The sequence below is a fragment of the Neobacillus drentensis NBRC 102427 genome (genome assembly GCF_001591445.1).
Taxonomy (GTDB): Bacteria; Bacillota; Bacilli; order Bacillales; family Cytobacillaceae; genus Neobacillus; species Neobacillus drentensis.
The window spans coordinates 17,287-40,687 of record NZ_BCUX01000024.1; the positions used below are offsets into that span (position 1 = coordinate 17,287).

Sequence of the window (23,401 nt, forward strand, 5' to 3'; positions counted from 1 at the left end):
TAAATATATAATGGATTTATCTTACCTAGGAGGTACATATGAATAAACTATTTGTCGACCAAACGATTGAAATCAATGCTCCGGCGTCAAAGGTATGGGATGTTATTACAGTCGATGAGTACAATAACCATTGGGCGACTGAATTTTCAAGCGGGGGACCACAGTTTCATCTTGACTCCACTTGGGAGCTTGGCAGTCCTGTTTTATGGAAAGGCGAGGATGGGACGGTAATAGTCGAAGGGGATGTGACGGCTCTTGAGCCAAAAAAACTCCTACGCTTTACCGTTTTTGATGTTCGGAGTGAGGAAAAGGCACTTGTTACGGAGGAAGACGGGATCACCTTCCACTTGTCTGAGTATAATGGAAAAACAACACTGCATATTTTGCAAGGGGATTTCTCTGTGATGCCGGATGGGAAGAAATACCGCGATTTAAGTGCGGAGATTTGGGAAAAGGTGCTGCCTAGTATTAAAAAAATGGCGGAAGCAGCTAATTAGTTTTTTCCGAAACTTAAATTCTTGTTGGGCTAGGTAATTTATCCACCTAGCTCTCTTTGATATGTTAAACTCTTGATAAAAAGGAGTCCGTTGGATTTGAAGATAATTGATCTACATTGTGACGCTCTATTGAAACTCCAAGAAGCTAAGGGGTCGTTGCGATTCGCTGACGCGCCAGAATTACAAACAAATAAGACTCGATTACAGCAAGGCCAAATCAAAGTGCAGTGCTTTGCGATTTTTATCGAACCGGAAATTAAAGGGGACCAGAAATTTCAAGTAGCCCTCGAGCAGATCGATTATTTTTACAAGGAAGTGCTTGGGAAAAATCCTGACATGGTCCATATCAAAGACTGGTCTGATTTTGACGATTTAAAAATTGGTCAGATTGGGGCGATGCTAACACTTGAAGGCGTCGATGCAATTAGCAACGATTTAGCGAAGCTCCATATTCTCTGCCAACTCGGTGTACGTTCTGTTGGTCTGACGTGGAATCAAGCCAATCTTGCCGCAGATGGTGCCGGAGAACCGCGTGGCGCTGGGCTGACACTGTTCGGAAAAGAAATTGTCAAGTTTAATAATGAGCATCAAATATTGACCGATGTTTCCCATTTAAGCGACAAGGGGATTTGGGAGGTCATTGAATTAGCCAAGTATCCGATTGCAAGTCACTCGAATGCACGAGCACTTTGCAACCATTTGCGAAACTTAACAGATGAACAGGCTCAGGCGATGTTTGCCAAAGGCGGGTTGATTCATGTTGTCTACCATCCACCTTTTGTAAAAGAATCGGGCGAAGTAACGATTCCGGACCTTGTGAAACATATTGATCACTTTTGCTCATTAGGCGGGGTCAAACAGATTGGATTCGGCTCGGATTTTGATGGGATTTCTACTCTTATTACCAATTTGGATGACGCCTCAAAAAGCCAAAATCTTATTAATGAGCTATTAAAATATTACAGTGAAGAGGTCGTCCGCGGCTTTGCCTATCAAAACTTTCTGGACCACCGGCCGGGTTTTGGACGATGAAGGTTTGAGAAAAGGGAATGATCGTTGGCAAATTGCCGACAGGAAAGAAAAACGGTTTTTTTAAAGAGGAGAATTTAAATTGTACCTTACAGTAAAAGAGACAGCAGAATATTTATCGGTTCCAGAGGCAACCGTTAAAGGCCTAATCCAACAAAAGAAAATTCGTGCCTTATTTGACGGGGAAGAGTACCTAATCTACAAAGAACAATTCAGTACCCACCTAAAACAAATGGAAAAATACAAACAACTCATCGAAGAAATCCTAAACGAACCCATCCCGGAAAGCATCGACGTAAAAGACGAGGATTAATCTTAAGTAGTTGGTGCCTGACACCATTCGTGGACAAATCTGTGGGTTTGTCCATACGGGGTGGACGTAGTGGCGATTTGGTGCCTGACACCAATTGGAGGTTAAGTATGGAAAATATTTTTATGAAAAGGGTCTATGAGCCCTACGACGAATCGGATGGGTGCCGTATTTTAATTGACCGCTTGTGGCCGAGGGGGATTTCGAAAGAAGCGGCGAGGCTTTCGTTTTGGCATAAAGATCTAGCTCCTAGCAACGAACTACGGAAGTGGTTTTGTCATAAGCCCGAGTTATTCGAAGAATTTCGTCGCAGATACCTTGATGAACTTCGCTCAGTTGAACAGAAGCGAGAGTATATACTGGGAATCGTTGAAATGGCAGCGAAGGGCCCAGTAACACTCTTATATGGAGCAAAGGACCCGGTATACAATCACGCATTGGTATTGATGGAGGAACTAGGCAGATTAGCTGAGATGGAACGATGAAATGGGAGTGATGTCCGGTGTATGGTGCCCGCGAAGGCTGAAAAAAAGGATGAATGGTAAATATAGGAGGCGTATGGTGACCTTGAAGAGTGGAAAATTGCATGATCGGTAATCATAGAAAGTGTATGATGCCCGTTAAGCGCAAAAAATTGCCTCCACGGTAACTAGTCAACGCGACTAGTGCCCGTGAAGCATAAAAAATCACATCAACGGTAACTAGTGAAGACGACTAATGCCCGTGAATCCTAAAAAATCTCCTCCACGGTAACTAGTCAACGCGACTAATGACCTTCAACTATAAAAATGAACCACAACGGGCATCAGTCCCTTATTAATCTCTGCGGAAACGGCCCATCACTTCCATCGTCTGCATTATGTTTACAAAAGCTTTCGGATCTACCGTTCTAATCGCATGTTTTGTTTCATTTAATTCGTATTTGGTGATCACCGTAGTTAACACCTTTTTGGGCTTATGGGTGTATGCACCTTCTGCATCCGTTACTGTAACGCCGCGTGCATGCAAATGGATTAGCGCATCCGTAAGCTCTTCAAACTTTTCCGTCACAATCGTTATCGTTAATTTATTTTGATTAGTGTACACCATATCTACGGCGCGGCCGGACACATAAATAGCAATAATCGTATAAAGTGTGATCCCCCATCCAAAAATCAGCCCGGAAATCCCCACCACCAAAAAGTTCATACAAATATTTAAAAAGCCCACCTGCAGGTTCCTTTTTTTCGCCAGTGTGAGACTAACAATATCCGTTCCGCCAGTTGAGCCTCCAATCCGAATGATAATTCCAACGGCAATACCATAAAGAGCCCCTCCAATGATGGAAGAAAGAAGAATGTCATTGCTAATGGCGTGAATCGGAATAAATTTCATACTCATTGATAAAACAAAAACAGCATAGCCTGTCAGCAAAATAAACTTTTTTCCCAAGTATTTTACTCCTAATAGAAATAAAGGAATATTAATAATCAAAATAATCGACCCGGTATTGACGTCTAAAAAATGGTGAATAAAAAAGGCGATACCTGTGACACCACCGGATGTTAATTGATGAGGAATAAGGAAGGTGTTAAAGGCAAATCCGAATAACATGGAACAAAGTCCAATGGCAATCATTTGAAAAATCAATCGTAACAACAGGAACACCTCGATCATTTTGTGGTGTATTCATGGTGTTATTTTGTCCGAAGGGTGGATAGTTTATTTTCAAAAAAAAAAACGCCCTTCAATTAAGGCGTTATAAAAAATTAAATAACATATAGGAAAACGGTTAAAAAATGAGACAAACTCCCAAGCAATATATAAATATGAAAAATCTCATGGAAGCCCATGTATTTTGATTGTAAGAACTTAGGCTTTGCTCCGTAAATGACCCCGCCAATGGTATAGAAAATGCCCCCAAGTATGAGCAAAAATAATCCAATCGGGTTTAAGCTGACGGTTAGCGGCGAGAAGACAAATACAATCATCCAGCCCATCGCTAAATACAAGGCAGTTGAAATCCAGCGCGGGCAATTAAACCAGACCATTTTAAAGACAACCCCGCTAATCGCAATCCCAGAAATAATCGAAAAGAGAATCGCGCCTATTTTTCCGTTCAGGCTGATAAAACAAAAGGGTGTGTACGTACCGGCAATTAAAATGAATATCATCGAATGGTCCAGTCTCCGTAAAAAGGCAATCACTTGATCCTGAGCAATCACCATGTGATAGGTAGCCGATGCCGAGTAAAGCAAAATCATGCTTACCCCGAAAATAATGACCGCAGTAATGGCAGTTGGTGAATTTGTCGTTGCTGCCGCCTTGATAACCATCGCAAGTAGTCCGACAAAAGATAAAATGGCTCCGGCTAAATGGGTAAGTCCATTGATTGGTTCGCGAATGTAATTGTTCATTTTAATTGCCTCCCAACATTGCATGTAGTTTTAATAACTACTTATAATAATACTCGCATATCAACATCTAGTCAATGCATATATCTTAAGGTATAATAAAAAAATAATGACAATGAACGGGGTTAAACGAATGGAAAATATCCAACAAATTATTGAGAAACTTGGCTTAGATGTAGGCCTAGCTTTAGATGAGATTCCACAAATAGATTTATACATGGACCAAGTGATTCAGTTGTTTGAAAATAAATTCAACGAAACGAAGCGGTATGAAGACGACAAGGTTCTCACCAAAACGATGATTAACAACTATGCAAAAGGCAAACTCATTTTTCCAATCCAGAATAAGAAGTATTCAAAAAAACACCTCATCCTGATGAGCTTGATTTACCAATTAAAAGGGGCACTTTCCATCAATGATATAAAAGTGACACTTCAAGCGATTAATCAAAAAATTATCAAAGAGGAGATGGAGTTAGAGTCCTTTTATTCTAGTTATCTGCATTTAACACGACAAAATGTCGAGGATTTTAAAGCTGACATTTCGGAAAGGGTAAAGGATGTGAATGAAGAGATTACTGAGGATGAAAAAGGAAACTCAGCCGATCTTGAACAGGTGTTAATGATTTCTTCACTTGTTCATATGAGTAATTTATATCGGAAAGTCGCTGAAAAACTGGTTGATGACATGACTGTAGAAAAATACGAAAAGCGTCACAAATAATTTTTGACGCTTTTCGTATTTTTAATGGAAATATCTTCGACTCCTAAGCCGATATCAATCTGCTTGGGCGCGGAATTTCGGCTTATCACATCATTAATTTGAATAGAATCCGCTCGATTTTCGCCTCCGAATATTTTTATATCACTTCCAGCCTTTCTAAAATCTCGAAAAGAAATATTATGCAAGACAATATTTCTAGCCCGATATTGTACAGCAATTACCGGGTTGCCTTTGTAGTCATAATCTGGATCACCAATTAAAGTAAAATGGTTAATCACAACATTTTTATAAGCGGAGATCACCATTCCACGCGGTGTAGAGTCTTTATATAACTCAGTAAAGACCGGAGCGAGGACTACCAGATGGGTGGCACAAATATTGTAGGCCGTTTGTGATTCAGGGTCTGTACTTTTGTGATGTCCGATATGACGGAAGTTAAACGAACGGTTATCGCTGACGGAAATATGTCCGACAATTTGTACATTTGAAGCGGCCGTGGAATTTTTGTGCGCTTTAATTTCCACCCCGCCAAAACACCGAGCTGAAGAATTATTGACAAGCAAAACATTCCTCGAACCGTCATCAATCTCAATCCCGTTCGAATTCGAAAAGCCCTTTCGGTGGGCACGTCCACTTGGGTCGCACATATGAGAGCGGGAGATGAAAATATAATCACTGTGATGAGTGGTGATCCCATCGTCGCCGAAGCCATAGCCATTTAAATTATCGAGCCAGACATACTTGCTGCCCCCGCGGGCACGTAAGCCATCGCCCCCATAATTGTACAAAGTCGATGAGATATCAAAGCAATGCAGCCCCGGATTTATCCCTTCAACATCCTTTACCCAGCCAAAGGTCACATTTGCATACGTTAAGCAGCTCGAATGATTTCCCCACGTACTTGTTTTCCCAGCATCGCCAAGCCTCTCTACATTCCAGTCCAAACTTAGGGCACCGACGAATAGATGATGGTTTCCTCTCCAATGATTCATGTTTGTGATCAGTCTGGTGCCTTTTTTAGCCGAATCATGAAGTTTTATCGTCGTTACACCTTTTCCCGCTCCAACTAGAATGGTCCATGACGGCAGCCGAATTTCCTTCGTAATAAATACTCCTTCGGGTACAACTACTTTCACTCGGCCAGCGCCAATCGCTTTTTTAAAAGAAAGGGTATTATCCGTTTTTCCATCTCCAATTGCACCGAAATCTACCACATTGAGCTCTTTCCCCACATTATTTTCTAAATTAGAATATTCCTCATCTAATAGGCTTTTCCAATCAGGAAAAATGTTCCCATCCGTACTCATCTTGATTTTAACTTGTTCACTGGAAAACGAACGAGTGGATAATGGTCGAAAAAAAGCCTCCGTCACTTTTTGATATAAAGACTTTGAAGGTGCAGAATGCGGGCTGAGAGGAATCTCTTTTCTTCTAACTTGTTTAAATAGTTTTTCTGTTTCTTGTAAGGCGCTTTTGATGTCTACCAGCCGGTCCGCTAACTGTTCAAGCAAGGCACCGTTTTTTCTTGGATCATGATATTTGTCTAACAATTATTTTTCACCCCAATCATCAACATTCTTATTAAAAGTATTATGACATTTTTGGACGATAAATAATATTTACATTTTTGGGGGAGAATCTTTCTGAAATTACTTTGATAAAAGGAGATATTTAAATGATGAAAAGGGGCCAATCTTAATTTTGACCCTTTTTCCAATGAGTTGCGATTGGTGGGTTCTGAATTTTTTGAGTCTATGCTATTATTGTTCAGTTTTTCACAAAGCAATTGCTAAATTACAAACCCGGCAATTATAAGCGCAAGGGAGAAAAGACTAACGAAAAGAATACGGGCTAAATTAACTTGACCATATAAAACCACAGTCCCAATGTGCTGATCCCAAGTTGATTTTCCATTCTTTCTAAGATCAAAATAAGAAAAATAAGAGCAAATGAGGTTAATCAATGGGATCCCAAATCCCATTCCGACTGCCGTCACTAAAATACTTCGCTTAAGTGCCATGATAAAAGTGATTGGCTCTCCAGTCATCGTTCTTATTCGTGCATTGAGGATAAATTTACCTAAGGTGTTCCCAAATATGGAGAGGATGATGGCCTCTACTAAAATATAGAGGATTAAGCTAAGGATAAAAATAAAGATGGGTGATGAAGCTACCACAAATTTTGGTGAGAAGATTGATACTAATGTGATAAGAAACAATGAAAATAAAGAAAGATCGAACAGTCTGGCAATGTAACGAACAAAGGGTCTTCCATTCGGATACGTATCCTTTTGTTGTTCCTTCCATTGACCCGCTAAATTTTCTTGTGGTTGTTCTGCATAATCTGTCAGAAAGAAGTCCTCTGAAAAATAAGGATGACTCTTCGCCATTTGCCAGCATTTCATCTCTTTTGTCCAAATAAATGTTTCCCCTGACAAAACGCCTTGTTCAAACATTTTTTTCAGTTCAAACAACCCCACTGGCCCCTGTTGATGATGATCTCGAATATAAAACCATGCATTTCCTGCCATTGGTTCCAATTGATCGCCCCCCAATTAGGTAAATTATACCACGTAAGGAGATTTGTAGTTTTTTCCAATATCGGTCGAATTTGAAGAATTTTCGACACTTTTCTACGTTGGGATAATTTTTTCAAAAAGAAAAATACTAACAAGTGTTCGGAGGTGAAAGCGTTGGAACAAAAAGATTATCAAAAAATATATGAGGAGTACAAGCAGGAAAGCCAACAGCGAGCACAAGTGGAAGCAGCTCAGAGTAACCCTGATGGAAAAGAGGAGTTCGTGTCGGTTAGGAAGAACGATGACGGAGACCTTATTGCTTTTAAAACGAGCACTGGACGTGAGTTGGATTATATCACGGCTTTAAATGAGGCTAAGGCTGGGAATATTGCGCATGTAGATGTCTTCCACAAATACGGGCGTGACATTATCCGCAGTGAACCAGACGGGATCAAAGAAAATAATTTAGACCATTTACCTGAATTTTAATGGCAATCAAAAATGAGCCTGGGTTTCCAAGCTCATTTTTGAATTATTTACTTAGTTCATATTCAGCGATTTTATCCTCGTACGTTAGGGTAACACCAATCTCATCCCAGCCATTTAGCAGCATGACTTTCGGGTATGGGACAATGTCGAATGAAACTTTGAAGCCCTCGTTATCATAAACCACTTGATTTTCAAGGTCGACGGTTAATTGGTATTCTTCCGATTCAGCTTTTCTAATGATGTACTGAACTTGTTCGTCACTAACCTGAATTGGGAGGATCCCATTTTTTACACAATTGTTTTTAAAAATGTCCGCATAACTTGGGGCAATGACAATCTTGAATCCAAAATCCTGGACAGCCCATGGTGCGTGCTCACGAGAGGAGCCGCAGCCAAAGTTCTCACCGGCCACAAGAATCGAAGCGCCTTGATATTTAGGATTATTTAAAGAAAAATCTGGACGGAGATTTCCTTCATCATCAAAACGCCAATGGTAAAAAAGGAATTGGCCAAAGCCACTGCGTTCGATCCGCTTTAAAAACTGCTTTGGAATAATCTGGTCAGTATCAATATTTGACCGATTTAATGGGTAAACAAGGCCTTGATGAGTCTTTAACGGTTCCATAAACTATCTAACCTCCTGTGCTGCAGAGACTTGGCGAACATCAACGAAGTGACCTGCCACAGCGGCAGCGGCCGCCATTTCAGGACTAACAAGATGGGTTCTAGCACCGTTCCCTTGACGTCCTTCAAAGTTCCGGTTGGAAGTAGAGGCACAGCGTTCACCTGGTGGAACGATATCGTCATTCATTGCTAGGCACATACTGCAGCCTGCTTCACGCCATTCAAAGCCTGCATCGGTAAAGACCTTATCAAGACCTTCTTTTTCTGCCGCAAGCTTCACGCTAAATGAACCTGGAACAACGATCGCTGTAACCGTAGGGCTGACCTTTTTGCCGCGGACAACCTCAGCTGCACTTCGCAGGTCACTTAAACGTGAATTTGTACAAGAACCGATGAAAACATGGTCGATTTTTACACTTGAAATCGGCTGACCAGCTTCAAGGCCCATGTATTCAAGCGCACGTTTAATTTCGTCCTTTTCACTAGGTTTCTCAGTTTCGTCCGGATTTGGAACATTAGCCGTAATTGGAATACACATTCCAGGATTTGTTCCCCAAGTTACCTGTGGCTCGACTTCTGCAGCTTCAATTTCAACGACACGGTCATAGGATGCACCTTCATCGGTAGCAAGAGCTTTCCACTCCGCAACCGCTTCTTCAAACGCTTCTCCCTGAGGAACATGGCGTCTACCACGTAAGTATTCAAAAGTGGTTTCATCTGGAGTGATAAGCCCAGCTCTTGCACCTGCTTCAATCGACATGTTACAAACGGTCATCCGTTCTTCCATAGAGAGGGAACGGATGGCTTCACCTGTGTACTCCATTACATAACCTGTTCCAAATTGGACACCGAATTTACCGATGATGGCAAGGATTAAGTCTTTTGCTGTTACACCTGTACCAAGCTTTCCATTGACTTTGACATTTAACGTTTTAGGAGGTGCTTGCCACAGTGTTTGTGTTGCAAGAACATGCTCGACCTCGCTTGTACCAATCCCAAAAGCAAGCGAACCAAATGCACCATGTGTCGAAGTATGACTATCACCGCACACAATGGTTTTACCAGGCTGGGTAAGCCCGAGTTCAGGTCCGATTACATGGACAATTCCGTTATCCGGATGATGAATGTCAGCGAGTGTAACCCCGAATTCCTGACAATTCTCTTGTAAAGTATCGATTTGTTTTTTTGAAATAGGGTCATTGATCACTAGACGTTGGCGGGTTGGAACATTATGATCCATTGTTGCATAAGTTAAATCCGGGCGCCGCACTTTACGCCCATTCATTCGTAAGCCCTCAAATGCCTGAGGAGAGGTTACTTCGTGAACAAGGTGTAAATCAATATATAATAAATCGGGCTTTCCTTCTTCTTGATGTACAACATGCTTTTCCCAAATTTTTTGGATAATATTTTTTGGTGTATGCATAGCGTCCTTCCTCACATAATGAATTTATAGGGTCTTACCTATATTTTAGATAAATTTAGGGGTAAACCGCCAAATAAAGACGATTTACCCACCGAATCAATCATTTAGAAATAACAACTGGCGATACATTTTGAGGCGTTTTGCGATTTAATATAATCAGCAATCAGCTTTGTCATTTCAGCTGTTCCAACTAGACGTCCCTCTGGAACTTGAATGTCGCCTGTATGGAAACCGGCATCTAAAACCGCTTGAACCGCATCCTCAATCACGTTTGCTTCGTCATTCAGTTGGAAGGAATAGCGAAGCATCAGTGCTGCTGATAAAATCATTGCAACAGGGTTAGCCACACCTTTTCCGGCGATGTCCGGGGCAGAACCATGAACCGGTTCATAAAGGCCGACCCCATTCTCATTTAAGCTGGCAGAAGGGAGCATACCAAGTGATCCTGTAATAACAGAGGCTTCATCGCTTAAGATGTCGCCGAATAGATTCTCGGTAACGATTACGTCGAATTGGGTTGGGTTCGTAATTAACTTCATCGCCGCAGCATCGACTAATACATGTTCAACCGCTACGTCTGGATACTGAGCTTTTTTCTCTTCGACAATTTCGCGCCATAGCTTACTAGATTCAAGCACATTCGCTTTATCAACCGAAGTTAGATGACCGCGCCGTTGCTGAGCTGCTTGAAAGCCTTTATCAACAATTCTCTCGATTTCTTGACGGGAATACACTAATGTATCAACAACCGAGTTTCCGTTGTCACGGCGTTCACTAGGTGTTCCGAAATAGAGACCGCCAGTTAATTCACGTACAATAAGGAGGTCGCTTCCAGAGACTACTTCTTCCTTTAAGGGTGATGCATGGAGAAGATTTTTAAATCCCTTGATTGGCCTTAAGTTTGCATATAAATCAAGTGCCTTTCGGATTCCAAGCAAGCCTCGTTCAGGACGTAAATGGGAGGGGTTGCTATCCCATTTTGGCCCGCCAACAGCACCCAGCAATACCGCATCCGCTTGTTTACAAGCATCTACGGTTGTTTCTGGAAGTGGTGTGCCATAAAGGTCAATGGCTGCTCCTCCGATTTCATGGCTTTCAAAACTAAATGTATGATTGTATTCTTCAGCAATTGCATTTAACACGTCTTTCGCAGAATTGATAACCTCTTTACCAATGCCATCACCGGGAAGTAAGACAATACGTTTTTTCATTAGAAGCAACCTCCTCATTTATTGTTTGTTTTTTATAGAGTTGCAGTTTCTTTGACTGCAGTATTTTGATTAAAAAATACTCGATTCACAGCGTTCAAGAATGATTTTGCAGAAGCTTCTAGTACATCTTGTGCTGAGCCGCGTCCGGTTACAGGTGTACCGTTCACGGTCATTTTCACATGGACCTCTGCCAGTGCATCCCGTCCTTGACCGATGGAACTCAGCCTAAAATCTGTAAGATGGATTTCTTCTTTAATCAATGCTTCTAAGGTGTTCATCAAGGCTTCCACACTACCAGAACCAGTACGGGCGGTTTCTACTCGAATACCTTCCGGTGTCGTTAGTGCCACAGTGGCTGTCGGCAAGTTCGCTGATCCGTAATGGACTTGAAAGGCAACCAGTTCATATTTTTTAATATCAACTGCTGTCGTTTGAATATCGGTTAAGATAGCAAAGAGGTCCTCATCGGTAACTTCTTTCTTCCGGTCGGTCAATTGTTTAAAAGCAGTGAACGCTTCAACAAGTTTATCATCCGAAAGTTCAAAGCCCATTTGCTCAATTTTATCTTTAAAGGCGTGTCGGCCGGAATGTTTGCCGAGAACTAAATCATTGGATTTGACCCCGACTAATTCAGGGGTAATAATTTCATAGGTTAACGTGTTTTTTAAGACACCGTCCTGATGAATTCCTGATTCATGCGCGAAGGCGTTTTTTCCAACGACTGCTTTATTAGGAGGAACGAGCATGCCTGTAAAGCGGCTGACAAGGTCACTGGTACGCTTAATTTCTTTCAATACGAGATTGGTAGAGTAAGGATACTTATCCTTGCGAATATTTAAGGCCACAGCAATTTCCTCTAACGAAGCATTACCGGCACGTTCTCCAATTCCGTTAATGGTACCTTCGACTTGGGTCACCCCGTTTTCGATGGCAGCAAGTGAATTGGCAACAGCCATCCCTAAGTCATCATGACAGTGGCAAGATAGGGAAGCCTTGTGAATATTAGGAACGTTTTCGCGGATATAGCGGAACATCCGTCCATATTCTTCTGGTGTGGTATACCCGACCGTATCAGGTAGATTAATGACTGTCGCACCGGCATCGATGACCTTGGTAATTATTTGAACAAGGAAATCAAGGTCTGAGCGAGACGCATCTTCAGCTGACCATTCAATATGAGGGAAGTTTCGTTTTGCGTAGGAAACCATATCTACGGCAATTTGAGTGACTTCCTCAGGTGTTTTCATTAGTTTATACTGCATATGGATAGGGGAGGTTGCAAGGAAAACATGCAACCTTGGTTCTGCAGCATCTTTTAACGCATCCCACGCAATGTCAATGTCCGATTTCGTCGCTCTTGCCAGGCCTGTGACTGATACATTTTTAATATTCCGGGCGATTGCTCTTACTGCTTCAAAATCGCCTTGGGAGGAAGCCGGGAAACCGGCCTCCATAATATCAACACCAAACCGTTCAAGTTGTCTTGCGATTTCTAATTTTTCAAGCTGGTTTAAATTCACACCAGGGGACTGTTCGCCATCGCGTAATGTCGTATCGAAGATGTTAACGTGAACCATTTACCACCACTTCCTTCTTTGCATTTACTGGTTTGTTTTTAATAAACGGCATTAATGCACGAAGCTCACGGCCAACTTGTTCAATTTGGTGATTGTTTTCAGCGCGATTAATGGCGTTGAATTGTGGGCGGTTTGCTTGGTTTTCAAGGATCCAGCCTTTTGCAAACACTCCAGTTTGGATATCTGTTAATACGTCTTTCATACGAGCTTTTGTATCCGCATTTACGACACGTGGTCCTGAAACGAAATCTCCCCATTGTGCAGTATCGGAAATGGAATAACGCATATTTTCAAAGCCACCTTCATATAAAAGGTCTACGATTAGTTTTAATTCATGTAAACACTCAAAGTAGGCAACTTCAGGCTGATAACCAGCTTCAACAAGAGTTTCAAATCCTGCTTTGATAAGGGCTGTTGTACCGCCGCAAAGGACAGCTTGTTCTCCGAAAAGATCTGTTTCTGTTTCTTCTTGGAATGTAGTTTCTAGAACTCCCGCACGGGCAGCACCAATTCCTTTTGCATAGGCAAGGGCAAGGTCACGTGCTTGACCAGTCGCATCTTGGTACACTGCATAAAGGGCAGGAACACCAGCACCTTCAGTATACGTACGACGTACTAAATGTCCTGGTCCTTTTGGTGCTACAAGGTATACATCTACATCAGCAGGAGGGACAATTTGGTTAAAATGAACATTGAAGCCGTGCGCAAAAACAAGGGAATTACCTGCTTCAAGGTTTGGTTCAATGCTTTCTTTGTAAACTTTTGGCTGCATTTCATCAGGAAGAAGAACCATTACTACATCAGCTTCAGCGGTTGCTTCAGCAACAGTGCGAACATCAACACCATCTTCCACTGCTTTATCCCATGATTTTCCACCGCGCAATCCAACAACAACATCAAAGCCGCTTTCTTTTAAATTTAGGGCATGTGCATGACCTTGTGAACCATAGCCAATTACTGCGATTTTCTTTCCTTTTAAAACCTCTTCTTGAATATCTCCGTTATATAGTACTTTTGCCATTATCGATCATCCTTTCAAGGTAAGTTATTATTTTAATAGGGTGTGGTGAGTTAGTTCGTTTACTTGCGGTTGATGCCCACGCAATAGAGCGGTCAACCCTGTTCTGGCAATCTCTTTAATTCCAAAAGGGCGAAGCAATTCTAGTAAAGCATCAATTTTTTCAGGTTTGCCGGTGATTTGAATAGCTAAGCTTTCCTTACTTACGTCAATCACAATCGCACGAAATGGGTCAATGATTCCGTTAATCTCACTGCGGAGCTGGCTGCTGCTGGCTACTTTAATCAAGGCCAATTCGCGGACAACGACTGCTTTATCCGTAATATCAGAAACTTTTAAAACATCAATCTGTTTATTAAGCTGCTTTGTGACTTGTTCGAGACGCTGTTCATCTTCAATCTCGACAACCAGGGTCATTCTTGAAACACCTTCCGTTTCTGTTGGACCAACGGAGATACTTTCAATATTGAATTGACGTCTTTGCAATAGTCCGGTTACGCGGTTGAGTACACCGGCTCGATCTTGGACGGTTGCAGTTATGATGCGTTTCATGGTTTCACCCCTATCATTTCATGAATCCCTTTGCCAGGGGCAATCATTGGAAAGACTTTTTCCTGTTGAAGAACACGTGCATCAACAAGAACAGGACCATTATGGGCGAATACTTCAGGTAAAATTGTGATAAGTTCCTCTTGATTGTTTACCTGATATCCACGAATGGAATAGCTTTCGGCCAATTTAACAAAATTCGGTTGAGAGTGAAGAATCGATTCAGATATGCGGTTACCATGTAATAGCTCTTGCCATTGGCGAACCATTCCAAGTGCACCATTGTTGACGATGATGATTTTAACTGGAAGGTTTCTTTCATAAACAATCGATAATTCTTGTAGTGTCATTTGGAAACCACCATCCCCAACAATCGCAACGACCGTGCTGTCCGGTTCAGCGATTTGTGCCCCAATCGCAGCAGGGAAGCCAAAGCCCATTGTTCCAAGTCCGCCGGAAGTAATCCAACGGTGCGGCTCTTTAAAGGTGTAGTACTGTGCTGCCCACATTTGGTGCTGGCCAACATCGGTTGCAACAATGGCGTCACCGTTTGTAACTTTATGGACTGCTTCAATGACCCATTGCGGACACATTCCGTTTGGATCATGTTTATACCAAAGCGGATACTCCTGCTTGTTTTGGCCCAGTTTTTCCAGCCATTGAGCAGAATTTGGTGATTCAATATCCTGCCCAAGCAGTTCAGTAAGTGCCTCTTTCGTATCAGAAACGATTGGGAGACTTGTTGGAACATTTTTACCAATTTCAGCTGGATCGATGTCAATATGGGCAACCTTCGCAAAAGGTGCAAAGTGTTTAAGGTTACCTGTTAGTCTGTCATCGAAGCGGGCTCCAAAGTTGATTAGGAGGTCACATTCATAAATGGCCATGTTCGCTGCATAGGTTCCGTGCATTCCACCCATTCCTAAAGAAAGGGGATGATCTGCCGGAAAAGTACCTAGTCCAAGTAATGTGGTGACTACTGGGATTTGGTGTTTTTCTGCCAAAGCGGTTAGTTCAGCCGATGCTTTCCCATGGAGAACACCAGCGCCTGATAGAATGACAGGCTTGATCGCCTTTGAAATCGAATCGGCAAGCTTTTTAATTTGTAATGGATTTGGCTTTGTTGTTGGCTGATATCCAGGTAAATCAATGCTCGCTTCTTCAGGTTCTGCAGTTAAAAAGCCTGCGGAAATATCTTTTGGCACATCGACCAAAACGGGCCCCGGTCGTCCAGTAGAAGCGATATGAAAGGCTTCCTTGACGATGCGTGGTAAGTCCTCGATCGATTGTACCTGATAATTATGCTTGGTGATTGGTGTGGTAATCGCCATTACATCCGCTTCTTGGAAGGCATCTGTTCCAATCACGCTACGTGCAACCTGCCCGGTAAAAATAACGAGAGGCAGGGAATCCATCATCGCATCGGTGATCCCGGTTACAAGGTTGGTTGCCCCAGGTCCTGAGGTAGCAATGACAACACCAGGTTTTCCGGTAACTCGGGCATACCCTTCAGCAGCATGGATCATTCCTTGTTCATGTCGGAAGAGAATATGCTCGATTGTACCCTGGGCGCGATAAATGGCATCGTATATTGGAAGTACGGCACCACCGGGATATCCAAACAGTGTTTCCACACCTTCTTTTTTCAGTAAGTCGATGAGAAGGTCTGCACCGGTCTTTGGCTCGGTACTAGTTTGGACCTCAAGCTTTTTTGCTTCTACTTTCACGTCGTAATCCCTCCTTAGGGTTTTGAATATATTAAAGATTCAGCTAATACATAGTAAAAAGGCCCAATCTCCCTAATAAACTGCAGTCAAGAACCTCAATAGCAGAATAATCGGGGAGAAAAGGCCTTCCTTTTTCTCGGTACCACCCGGTTTTACAGTATCCTTACGAATACTGCCTTATGAAGCGATCTACTAAAGGAAAGAACGCTTCTTTTTGTAACAGGTGCTCAAAAGTATTTGGACACCCGGTTGAGCCTACTAAAGTCAGGACCGTTCGGCTCAACACTCAGGGATGATGTCGGAATAAGTTGTATTACTGGGCTTCCAGCAACCCCAGCTCTCTGAAAATACTAAATCTTATTCCTTTATTCCCGTCATCGATTTATTAATATTTTTTTGTCAAATGAATATCATTTAACGCTAGTACCTTAGCTTCCTTGGGAAGGGGAGGGGTACTACGAGTTCCCATTGGTTTAAGTAGTTTAAAATTTCATGATCCCGCCGGTATTAGCAGATGTAACAAGTTTTGCATATTTTGCAAGATAACCAGTTTTGATTTTAGGCTCTGGTTTTACCCATTCCTTACGTCTTTCTTCCAAAACTTCGTCATCTACAAGAAGTTCAATTGATCGTGCTTCCAGATCTATTAAGATTTTATCACCATTTTCAACAAGGGCGATTGGACCGCCTTCGGCTGCTTCCGGTGAAATATGACCGATGGAAATCCCGCGACTTGCTCCTGAGAAGCGTCCATCTGTTATCAGGGCAACTTCTTTCCCTAATCCACGCCCCATAATGGCGGAAGTAGGAGCGAGCATCTCAGGCATTCCTGGTCCGCCTTTTGGACCTTCATAGCGGATAACCACCACGTGGCCTGCTTGAACGGTACCGTTATTGATGTTTTCTTGTGCGTCATCCTGGGTTTCAAAAACGATAGCCTCACCCAAGAAGGTTTTGATTGAAGGGTCAACGGCACCAACCTTGATTACACCGCCATCTGGAGCAATGTTTCCATATAGGATGGATAGTCCACCAACTGGGCTATATGGATTGTCTTTTGTCCGGATGACATTTTCATTCGTAATTGTTGCTTCCTTCACATTTTCTGAAAGAGTTTTCCCGGTAATGGTTAAGCAATTATCATGTAAGGCGCCTTTTACTTTATAAAGTTCATTAATAATGGCACTAACTCCGCCTGCATGATGAATGTCTTCCATTGAATAATCGGATGCTGGCATAATTTTTGCCAGATAAGGAACTCTTTCGGCAATTTTATTTATCTCGCGTAAATCGTAGTCAATTCCAGCTTCATGGGCAATTGCCAATGTATGAAGTACGGTATTCGTTGAACCACCCATCGCCATATCGAGGGCAAAAGCATTATCGATAGCTTCTCTCGTAATAATGTCACGTGGGCGAATATCTTTTTTCACTAGTTCGATTAAATGTCTTGCCGCTTGCCGAATTAATTCATGTCTTTCATCTGATGTTGCAATAATTGTTCCGTTTCCAGGAACAGTCATCCCTAATACTTCCATTAGACAGTTCATGGAGTTTGCTGTAAACATCCCTGAACAAGATCCGCAAGTAGGGCAGGCATTGTTTTCTATTTCTAGCAGCTCTTGTTGGCTGATAGTTCCGTTATGGTAAGCACCAACCCCTTCAAATACAGAAGTAAGAGAAAGGTTCTTTCCAGTTGAAGGTGAGACGCCGGCTTCCATCGGTCCGCCTGATACAAATACAGAAGGAACGTTGGTTCTTGCCGCTGCCATTAACATTCCCGGTGTAATCTTGTCACAGTTTGGAATGTAAAACACGCCATCGAACCAATGAGCATTAATTACAGTTTCAGCACTGTCGGCAATCAATTCACGGCTTGGAAGGGAATAGCGCATCCCAATATGCCCCATCGCTATGCCGTCATCGACCCCAATCGTATTAAACTCGAATGGAATTCCGCCAGCTTCACGGATGGCTTCTTTTACAATCTCACCGAAATGATTAAGATGTTTGTGTCCTGGGATAATTTCAATGAACGAGTTACAGACACCGATAAACGGCTTTTCAAGGTCACTCGTTTTTACCCCTGTTGCATATAAAAGGCTGCGGTGGGGTGCCCGATCAATTCCCTTTTTAATCATATCGCTACGCATTTATCTAGCTCCTAACTGACGATTGCATGGTTAGTACCTGTTGGGTAACAAGCCACACCGTCTGTTGTTACAATTTTTCTAAATTCTTCTAATAAATCTTTCGTAACCACGCCTGGTTTTCCATCCTTAATTTTACGACCATCTACATCAATTACAGCAATTACCTCAACGGCTGTTCCTGTTAAGAACACCTCATCAGCCACATACACATCATGTCTTGTGAACGGTGATTCTCTTACGTCATAGCCCTTGGCTCTTGCGACATCAAGGATGGCGTTCCGGGTAATTCCCTCTAACGCTCCTAAATAAACAGGAGGGGTATAGATGACACCATTTTTTACAATAAAGATATTGTCAGCGGAGCCTTCAGTAACATAACCTTGATCATTCAGCATTAATGCTTCCTCAACCCCAGCTTGATTAGCCTCTAATTTAACAAGAATATTATTTAAGTAGTTTAACGATTTAATCTGTGGGCTTAGCACATCTGGGCGATTCCTACGACTCGGAACAGATGCAATTTTAATTCCACGATCGTAATACTCTTTAGGATACATACTCAATTCTTCAGCAATAATGATGACACTTGGCTTCGCGCAGGATGAAGGGTCTAAGCCGAGATTCCCTTTTCCACGAGAAACAACGACACGAATATAGGCGCTATCCAGCTGATTTTTTCTGATTGTATCGACGATTAACTGTGTCATTTCCTCCTGAGTGTATGGAATATTCAGCATAATGGATTGTGCTGATTCAAATAGTCTTTTCAGGTGAGCATCGAGCCTGAAGACGTTTCCGCTATAAACGCGTATGCCTTCAAATACACCATCACCATATAAAAAACCATGATCAAAAACTGAGACTACAGCATCTTCTTTCTTGACGAATTCGCCGCCAAGGAAAATCCATTGACTCCCCAACCTAACCACTCCTCTTTTGTGATAGAACGCTTTAAGTGTCTAAACTAAATTTTTAAAATATATTGCTATACCCAACCCCAATGGTGAGGTGCCATAGCAGTGAATGAATAGATGATTATTTTCGATAATCATACAACCAATCGAAAACATGGTCAACATAAAAATCTGACAATTCAAACAAATTAAAAAGGTTGATAGCGTTTACATCATTGTTGTGATAAGGAAAACAGCAAAAAAAATTTTTTTGAAATTTTTTTATTTTAAGGTTATTTTGTCTTTTTGAAGAATTAAAACAGGGAGAATATTCAGATATAAGTAAGATGGAGGTGTTGGAAACTCTTTGGACTTTCAAGGGTGAAATGGGCATTCACTTACGAGAAAAAACTAGTTTAAGATAGTTTTTTGAGGCTCAAAGCTTTGCAAGATGTTCATACACTTCTCGTAAATTACTATATCCGCTTTTTTGAGCTATGTTTAAATAGCTTGCCCAAATTTGCGCTGTCATGATCGCATCGCCAAGTGCATGGTGGCGGTCTTTAATGGCAATCCCACAGTTATTGCAAACTTCCTCAAGTGATAATGATTTCATGGTGGGGTCTGATATGCGAATTAAGAAGGACGTATCAATGATACGATGTTCAAAGCGAGTCTTTAACAGATCCCATGTCATTTTTTGCATAAAGGACTTTTCGTGTTTTGAGTGGTGTGCAACAAGAATATGGCTTTCTGCATAGTTAAAAAATTGAATTAAAACATCTTTGGCTTCCGGAGCCTCTCTTAAATGACTCTCATGAATATTGGTTAAATTTATGATTTCTTCGGATAGGGGGAGGTCTGATTTGACGAGAGAATAAAAAGAATCATTCTCTTCAATATGCTGACCAATCATTTTAACCGCTCCAATTGAGAGCACTCGATCTCCTTTTTCTGGGTAGAAACCGGTCGTTTCTAAATCAAATACGACGACTTCTAATTCGTTAAGCGGGGTATCTAAGTTGTTTTTTTCATTCAATTCTTTCTGAAGCTGGCGGATGAATGAGCGTTGTTGTAGATTTCCTTGCCCTTGAATCCCAGCATATATACTAGAACTAACCTTGCCGGAAATTTGTCTAAAATACTGTGCCAGATCATTCATTCTCATGTTATCCCTCCTTTTCGATTAATTTTCTTACGAGTTGATGAAAAGTAATCCCATGTTTTATGATGTCTTTTAATTCATTTTTTTGCTCTTTTGCTAGGATGTCTATCTGTAGATAGTGACCGGAATCATAGTCTGTTTGGCTGGCATAGAGAAGACGATAGTTTAATAGTTTTAAAAACATCGCTTTATATAAGTCCCTGTTATCTATTTGCAGTTTGTCGAGTCTTGATAGAGTAGAGGTCAGCTGTAGATTTGCCTTCACCGCCAATAAACGAGCCCCATTCACATATGGAAAGAGGGCAGTCTCCTTTATATTGAGGGATCCGGTATGTACCCCGTGTGTTTCCACTAATAGCTGACCTAATACGCCAATTCCTTTTTTGATATGAAGCGTATTGGTTGTCAGTCTTGGTAAAAGTTGTTCTTTTTGGACTGTTTGATAAACCAAGCTCTTTAGTTGTTCCAAAAGCTGATGCTGCCCATATATTGAACGTCCATCAATAAAAATAAGTAGATAGCGTAACGATTCCCAGGACGCGTCTAGTGCCCAGCTGTTAACTTGTTTTTGCCATTCGGTATTTGATTTACACCAGAACGGATTTCCTGCCATGACACCCCCGTCGCAATAAGGATAACCAACCTGATAGAGGCCTTTTGAAATTTCCTTGCCTAATGATAAAAAATAAGTCTTTGCTTCCGTAGTTGAATCGAGATAAATGATGCCGTGGTCCTGGTCGCTCCAAATTGATTGTTCGAAACGTCCTGCACTCCCCATTACAAAAAAGGAAAAAGCTGCCGGCGGGGGACCATATCTGGCGATTACTTCTTTTAGGGAAATATCCAAAACTTGTTTTATTAAACTGTCATGGAGTTTGTTTAGTTTAAAATGATCCCGGGCAGCATCCTTCATCTGGTTTTTTCTATAATCAGTAATTCCTGAGTACGTCATAATCTTCACCTCCGCCTAAAAAGTCTAGAAAGTGTGCAAGACTTAAATGGGTCTTGCACACTTATTAAAGTATTTAAAGAGCTTTTGTATGTTCTGCTTTGAGTAACTCTGGGTAACCATAGCTTCCATGTTCGCTCATATCTAAGCCGATAATCTCTTCTTCCTCTGTGACACGCAAGCCATTCATTGCTTTTTTAATAATGGCGAGTAGGATAAAGGATGCAATAAGGGCGAAGGCACCAGAGGCGATAACGCCCAGTGCTTGAACTCCCAACTGGTGGAAGCCGCCGCCATAAAATAATCCAGGTTTTCCGACAGTGGCTAATTCCTTTGTTGCAAAGAAACCAGTGGATAATGTTCCCCAGACACCAGCAGTACCATGGACAGAGAGGGCCGCAATCGGATCATCAATTCCTCTGTTCTCAAAGAAGCGAATGCTATAAAATACTAGAATTCCAGAGATAAAACCAATCAGCACAGCGGCCCAGGTATCAACAAATGCACAAGATGCAGTAATCGCTACAAGACCTGCTAATGCCCCGTTTAACATCATTGGAACATCTGCCTTACCCAATACGATCCAAGAGATAATCATGGCTGCAACAGTACCGGCTGCAGCACTAAGGTTTGTGTTTAATGCGACGAAACCGAAGAAGCCTTTGTCAACAGATAAAGTACTGCCTGCGTTAAACCCAAACCAACCAACCCATAAAAGTAAAACACTTAATGCCGTAAATACTTGGTTATGACCCGCTAAATTATTGGCGGAACCATCTTTATTAAATTTTCCAATCCGTGGTTTTAATAAAATCGTCGCTGCCAAGGCCGCCATGGCACCAGTTAAGTGAACAACGGTTGAACCAGCGAAATCTTGTTGACCAATCTCCGCTAACCAGCCGCCGCCCCAGATCCAGTGAGCAATTGGTGGATAAACTATAACAGAAAATAATACCGCGAATACTAGATATACTGCTAATTTTGCTCGTTCAGCAAAACCGCCAAAGGCAATTGTTAAGGAAATCCCTGCAAAAGCTAATTGGAATAAAAAGAAAACGGAGCCAGAGAGTGATAAACTATCGATATCATAGCCAGAATATAAGAAATCTGAAAATCCGATGAGAGCATTTCCTTTACCGAAGATTAATCCGAATCCAACTGCCCAAAATACAATCGAGCCAATACTAAATGTGAGAATAGTTTTACCAGCAATATGTCCTGCGTTTTTCATGCGGGTGGAACCTGTTTCTAATAGGATGAACCCGCCGATCATTAAAATGACAAGTATTGCACCTAGCATTACCCAAAGACTGTTCATTAAGAATAAAGTATCCATTTATTCTCCCCCTTTTTTAAATGGTGTTAATTTTCTTAACATTTGGTATGTAAGTATTCTTACATGATTCTGAATTGGTTTCTATAAGTTTGGAAGGAAATCTAACATGCTTTTTAAAAGTGGGGGATAATCCCTGCTGTTTACTAATTGGAGAGGAAGGAATGAAAAAGCCCATCCCTTTTTTTAAAAGGAATGGGGAGGAAGATAAGCTTCTCACTTTTTCCGTAAACCAAATTGGGCGTTTAGCTGCCCCTGGATCATTTTTCTGCGGACATCTTCTTGGTTGTGTTTCTTTTGCTCACGCAGCATCTCTTTCCTAATATCATGTGTTTGAATGCCGTCTTCAATCTTATTGGCGATTTCCATCAGTAATTCCACATCTGAAAAGGAAAATTTGCGGCTTCCTCCAGCAGACCTTTCAGGAAAAATAAGCTTCCGTTCTTCGTAATAGCGTATTTGTCGTTCCGAGAGACCGGTGAGGTCCCTGACGATTCCAATGGTAATAACCTTTTTATCTTTATAAGACATGTCTTTTCCCATTTTATTCGCTCACCACACCCTAATTTTCACATGTTTTTCTCTTTATTATATTATATGTTAGATTTTCTTACATGGGACTAGACTTTTAAACTAAAATTAATAATTTTGCAATCTCCTTAAAAGTTCGTTCGCTTGGGAGCCCATTGTTTTCATAAGTTCTTCATACAACTCATCTCTTAATTTATCTAATTGAAGGATTCTTTCAGCGAGTTTTATATCGTTTCTTCGATACATTTGAAATCTTCCTTTCATTCATTGTTTATAATGAAAAGT

At 41.6% G+C, this 23,401-nt stretch carries 24 protein-coding genes; 6 read left to right on the forward strand and 18 right to left on the reverse strand.

Annotation, left to right across the window (positions count from 1 at the left end; translation table 11 throughout):
• Positions 1–38 precede the first annotated feature (38 nt).
• The 4 genes from BDR01S_RS13265 (at position 39) to BDR01S_RS13280 (ending at position 2,321) form a co-directional block, all read left to right on the forward strand.
• The gene (locus BDR01S_RS13265) at positions 39–497 is read left to right on the forward strand and encodes an SRPBCC family protein (protein ID WP_066251027.1); all 459 of its coding nucleotides are present in this window, start codon (positions 39–41) and stop codon (positions 495–497) included.
• 96 nt (positions 498–593) lie between these two features.
• On the forward strand, positions 594–1,529 hold the full coding sequence (locus BDR01S_RS13270) for a dipeptidase (protein WP_066251032.1): 936 nt from the start codon (positions 594–596) through the stop codon (positions 1,527–1,529).
• A gap of 79 nt (positions 1,530–1,608) precedes the next feature.
• The gene (locus tag BDR01S_RS13275) at positions 1,609–1,839 is read left to right on the forward strand and encodes an excisionase family DNA-binding protein (protein ID WP_066251034.1); all 231 of its coding nucleotides are present in this window, start codon (positions 1,609–1,611) and stop codon (positions 1,837–1,839) included.
• Between the two features lie 107 nt (positions 1,840–1,946).
• Positions 1,947–2,321, forward strand: coding sequence for a DUF488 domain-containing protein (locus tag BDR01S_RS13280; protein ID WP_066251037.1), 375 nt, complete (start codon positions 1,947–1,949; stop codon positions 2,319–2,321).
• 331 nt (positions 2,322–2,652) lie between these two features.
• Here the strand turns inward: BDR01S_RS13280 and BDR01S_RS13285 are convergent, their stop codons facing one another.
• Together BDR01S_RS13285 and trhA are read right to left on the reverse strand one after the other, a co-directional pair.
• Positions 2,653–3,474, reverse strand: coding sequence for a YitT family protein (locus BDR01S_RS13285; protein WP_066363188.1), 822 nt, complete (start codon positions 3,472–3,474; stop codon positions 2,653–2,655).
• 110 nt (positions 3,475–3,584) lie between these two features.
• Positions 3,585–4,232, reverse strand: coding sequence for a PAQR family membrane homeostasis protein TrhA (gene trhA, locus BDR01S_RS13290; protein WP_066251039.1), 648 nt, complete (start codon positions 4,230–4,232; stop codon positions 3,585–3,587).
• Positions 4,233–4,362: 130 nt separating this feature from the next.
• Between trhA and BDR01S_RS13295 the strand changes: the two genes are divergently transcribed.
• Complete coding sequence (locus BDR01S_RS13295) at positions 4,363–4,953, forward strand: DUF1836 domain-containing protein (protein ID WP_066251042.1); 591 nt, start codon at positions 4,363–4,365, stop codon at positions 4,951–4,953.
• On the opposite strand, the gene BDR01S_RS13300 is transcribed toward BDR01S_RS13295, so the two are convergent.
• On the reverse strand, positions 4,944–6,503 hold the full coding sequence (locus BDR01S_RS13300) for a glycosyl hydrolase family 28-related protein (protein WP_066251045.1): 1,560 nt from the start codon (positions 6,501–6,503) through the stop codon (positions 4,944–4,946). The two genes, BDR01S_RS13295 and BDR01S_RS13300, sit on opposite strands and share 10 nt — an antisense overlap.
• 239 nt (positions 6,504–6,742) lie before the next feature.
• Positions 6,743–7,483: an RDD family protein gene (locus BDR01S_RS13305; RefSeq protein WP_235846567.1), complete on the reverse strand. Its 741-nt coding sequence runs from the start codon at positions 7,481–7,483 to the stop codon at positions 6,743–6,745.
• A gap of 162 nt (positions 7,484–7,645) precedes the next feature.
• Between BDR01S_RS13305 and BDR01S_RS13310 the strand changes: the two genes are divergently transcribed.
• Positions 7,646–7,960 carry a DUF3892 domain-containing protein gene (locus BDR01S_RS13310; RefSeq protein WP_066251051.1) on the forward strand — a complete coding sequence of 105 codons (315 nt, stop codon included), beginning with the start codon at positions 7,646–7,648 and terminating at the stop codon, positions 7,958–7,960.
• Between the two features lie 43 nt (positions 7,961–8,003).
• On the opposite strand, the gene leuD is transcribed toward BDR01S_RS13310, so the two are convergent.
• The 14 genes from leuD to ykzB form a co-directional block, all read right to left on the reverse strand.
• Positions 8,004–8,585, reverse strand: a complete 582-nt coding sequence (gene leuD / locus BDR01S_RS13315) for a 3-isopropylmalate dehydratase small subunit (protein WP_066251053.1) — start codon at positions 8,583–8,585, stop codon at positions 8,004–8,006.
• Positions 8,586–8,588: 3 nt separating this feature from the next.
• A complete protein-coding gene (leuC, locus tag BDR01S_RS13320; protein ID WP_066251056.1) occupies positions 8,589–10,010 on the reverse strand; it encodes a 3-isopropylmalate dehydratase large subunit in 1,422 nt (473 codons plus the stop codon).
• Between the two features lie 104 nt (positions 10,011–10,114).
• Positions 10,115–11,221 (reverse strand): 3-isopropylmalate dehydrogenase, encoded by a 1,107-nt coding sequence (gene leuB / locus BDR01S_RS13325; protein ID WP_066251061.1) that lies wholly within the window; start codon positions 11,219–11,221, stop codon positions 10,115–10,117.
• Positions 11,222–11,253: 32 nt separating this feature from the next.
• Positions 11,254–12,798 (reverse strand): 2-isopropylmalate synthase, encoded by a 1,545-nt coding sequence (locus BDR01S_RS13330; RefSeq protein WP_066251064.1) that lies wholly within the window; start codon positions 12,796–12,798, stop codon positions 11,254–11,256.
• Complete coding sequence (gene ilvC, locus BDR01S_RS13335; RefSeq protein WP_066251068.1) at positions 12,785–13,819, reverse strand: ketol-acid reductoisomerase; 1,035 nt, start codon at positions 13,817–13,819, stop codon at positions 12,785–12,787. Before ilvC ends, BDR01S_RS13330 begins: the two co-directional genes overlap by 14 nt.
• A 27-nt stretch (positions 13,820–13,846) precedes the next feature.
• Positions 13,847–14,368 (reverse strand): acetolactate synthase small subunit, encoded by a 522-nt coding sequence (gene ilvN / locus BDR01S_RS13340; RefSeq protein ID WP_066251070.1) that lies wholly within the window; start codon positions 14,366–14,368, stop codon positions 13,847–13,849.
• On the reverse strand, positions 14,365–16,092 hold the full coding sequence (gene ilvB / locus BDR01S_RS13345; protein WP_066251072.1) for a biosynthetic-type acetolactate synthase large subunit: 1,728 nt from the start codon (positions 16,090–16,092) through the stop codon (positions 14,365–14,367). Before ilvB ends, ilvN begins: the two co-directional genes overlap by 4 nt.
• A gap of 482 nt (positions 16,093–16,574) precedes the next feature.
• A complete protein-coding gene (gene ilvD / locus BDR01S_RS13350; RefSeq protein ID WP_066251075.1) occupies positions 16,575–18,245 on the reverse strand; it encodes a dihydroxy-acid dehydratase in 1,671 nt (556 codons plus the stop codon).
• An 11-nt stretch (positions 18,246–18,256) separates the two neighbouring features.
• The gene (ilvE, locus tag BDR01S_RS13355; protein WP_066251078.1) at positions 18,257–19,165 is read right to left on the reverse strand and encodes a branched-chain-amino-acid transaminase; all 909 of its coding nucleotides are present in this window, start codon (positions 19,163–19,165) and stop codon (positions 18,257–18,259) included.
• A 409-nt stretch (positions 19,166–19,574) separates the two neighbouring features.
• Complete coding sequence (locus BDR01S_RS13360) at positions 19,575–20,306, reverse strand: exonuclease domain-containing protein (protein WP_066251080.1); 732 nt, start codon at positions 20,304–20,306, stop codon at positions 19,575–19,577.
• A gap of 1 nt (position 20,307) precedes the next feature.
• The gene (locus tag BDR01S_RS13365; RefSeq protein WP_066251083.1) at positions 20,308–21,255 is read right to left on the reverse strand and encodes a DUF294 nucleotidyltransferase-like domain-containing protein; all 948 of its coding nucleotides are present in this window, start codon (positions 21,253–21,255) and stop codon (positions 20,308–20,310) included.
• A 73-nt stretch (positions 21,256–21,328) separates the two neighbouring features.
• A complete protein-coding gene (locus BDR01S_RS13370; RefSeq protein ID WP_066251085.1) occupies positions 21,329–22,588 on the reverse strand; it encodes an ammonium transporter in 1,260 nt (419 codons plus the stop codon).
• A gap of 213 nt (positions 22,589–22,801) precedes the next feature.
• A complete protein-coding gene (locus BDR01S_RS13375; protein WP_174523450.1) occupies positions 22,802–23,128 on the reverse strand; it encodes a MerR family transcriptional regulator in 327 nt (108 codons plus the stop codon).
• 96 nt (positions 23,129–23,224) lie between these two features.
• Positions 23,225–23,362 (reverse strand): protein YkzB, encoded by a 138-nt coding sequence (gene ykzB / locus BDR01S_RS25775; RefSeq protein ID WP_166256179.1) that lies wholly within the window; start codon positions 23,360–23,362, stop codon positions 23,225–23,227.
• Between the last annotated feature and the right edge of the window lie 39 nt (positions 23,363–23,401).

What these genes read in the sequence shown, in the direction of transcription:
- BDR01S_RS13265 (WP_066251027.1), top strand. Translation starts at nt 39, where the DNA reads ATGAATAAACTATTTGTCGACCAAACGATTGAAATCAATGCTCCGGCG.
- BDR01S_RS13280 (WP_066251037.1), top strand. Translation starts at nt 1,947, where the DNA reads ATGGAAAATATTTTTATGAAAAGGGTCTATGAGCCCTACGACGAATCG.
- trhA (WP_066251039.1), bottom strand. Translation starts at nt 4,232, where the DNA reads ATGAACAATTACATTCGCGAACCAATCAATGGACTTACCCATTTAGCC.
- BDR01S_RS13295 (WP_066251042.1), top strand. Translation starts at nt 4,363, where the DNA reads ATGGAAAATATCCAACAAATTATTGAGAAACTTGGCTTAGATGTAGGC.
- BDR01S_RS13305 (WP_235846567.1), bottom strand. Translation starts at nt 7,483, where the DNA reads ATGGCAGGAAATGCATGGTTTTATATTCGAGATCATCATCAACAGGGG.
- leuD (WP_066251053.1), bottom strand. Translation starts at nt 8,585, where the DNA reads ATGGAACCGTTAAAGACTCATCAAGGCCTTGTTTACCCATTAAATCGG.
- leuC (WP_066251056.1), bottom strand. Translation starts at nt 10,010, where the DNA reads ATGCATACACCAAAAAATATTATCCAAAAAATTTGGGAAAAGCATGTT.
- leuB (WP_066251061.1), bottom strand. Translation starts at nt 11,221, where the DNA reads ATGAAAAAACGTATTGTCTTACTTCCCGGTGATGGCATTGGTAAAGAG.
- BDR01S_RS13330 (WP_066251064.1), bottom strand. Translation starts at nt 12,798, where the DNA reads ATGGTTCACGTTAACATCTTCGATACGACATTACGCGATGGCGAACAG.
- ilvC (WP_066251068.1), bottom strand. Translation starts at nt 13,819, where the DNA reads ATGGCAAAAGTACTATATAACGGAGATATTCAAGAAGAGGTTTTAAAA.
- ilvN (WP_066251070.1), bottom strand. Translation starts at nt 14,368, where the DNA reads ATGAAACGCATCATAACTGCAACCGTCCAAGATCGAGCCGGTGTACTC.
- ilvD (WP_066251075.1), bottom strand. Translation starts at nt 18,245, where the DNA reads ATGCGTAGCGATATGATTAAAAAGGGAATTGATCGGGCACCCCACCGC.
- BDR01S_RS13360 (WP_066251080.1), bottom strand. Translation starts at nt 20,306, where the DNA reads ATGAGAATGAATGATCTGGCACAGTATTTTAGACAAATTTCCGGCAAG.
- BDR01S_RS13365 (WP_066251083.1), bottom strand. Translation starts at nt 21,255, where the DNA reads ATGACGTACTCAGGAATTACTGATTATAGAAAAAACCAGATGAAGGAT.
- BDR01S_RS13370 (WP_066251085.1), bottom strand. Translation starts at nt 22,588, where the DNA reads ATGGATACTTTATTCTTAATGAACAGTCTTTGGGTAATGCTAGGTGCA.
- BDR01S_RS13375 (WP_174523450.1), bottom strand. Translation starts at nt 23,128, where the DNA reads ATGGGAAAAGACATGTCTTATAAAGATAAAAAGGTTATTACCATTGGA.
- ykzB (WP_166256179.1), bottom strand. Translation starts at nt 23,362, where the DNA reads ATGTATCGAAGAAACGATATAAAACTCGCTGAAAGAATCCTTCAATTA.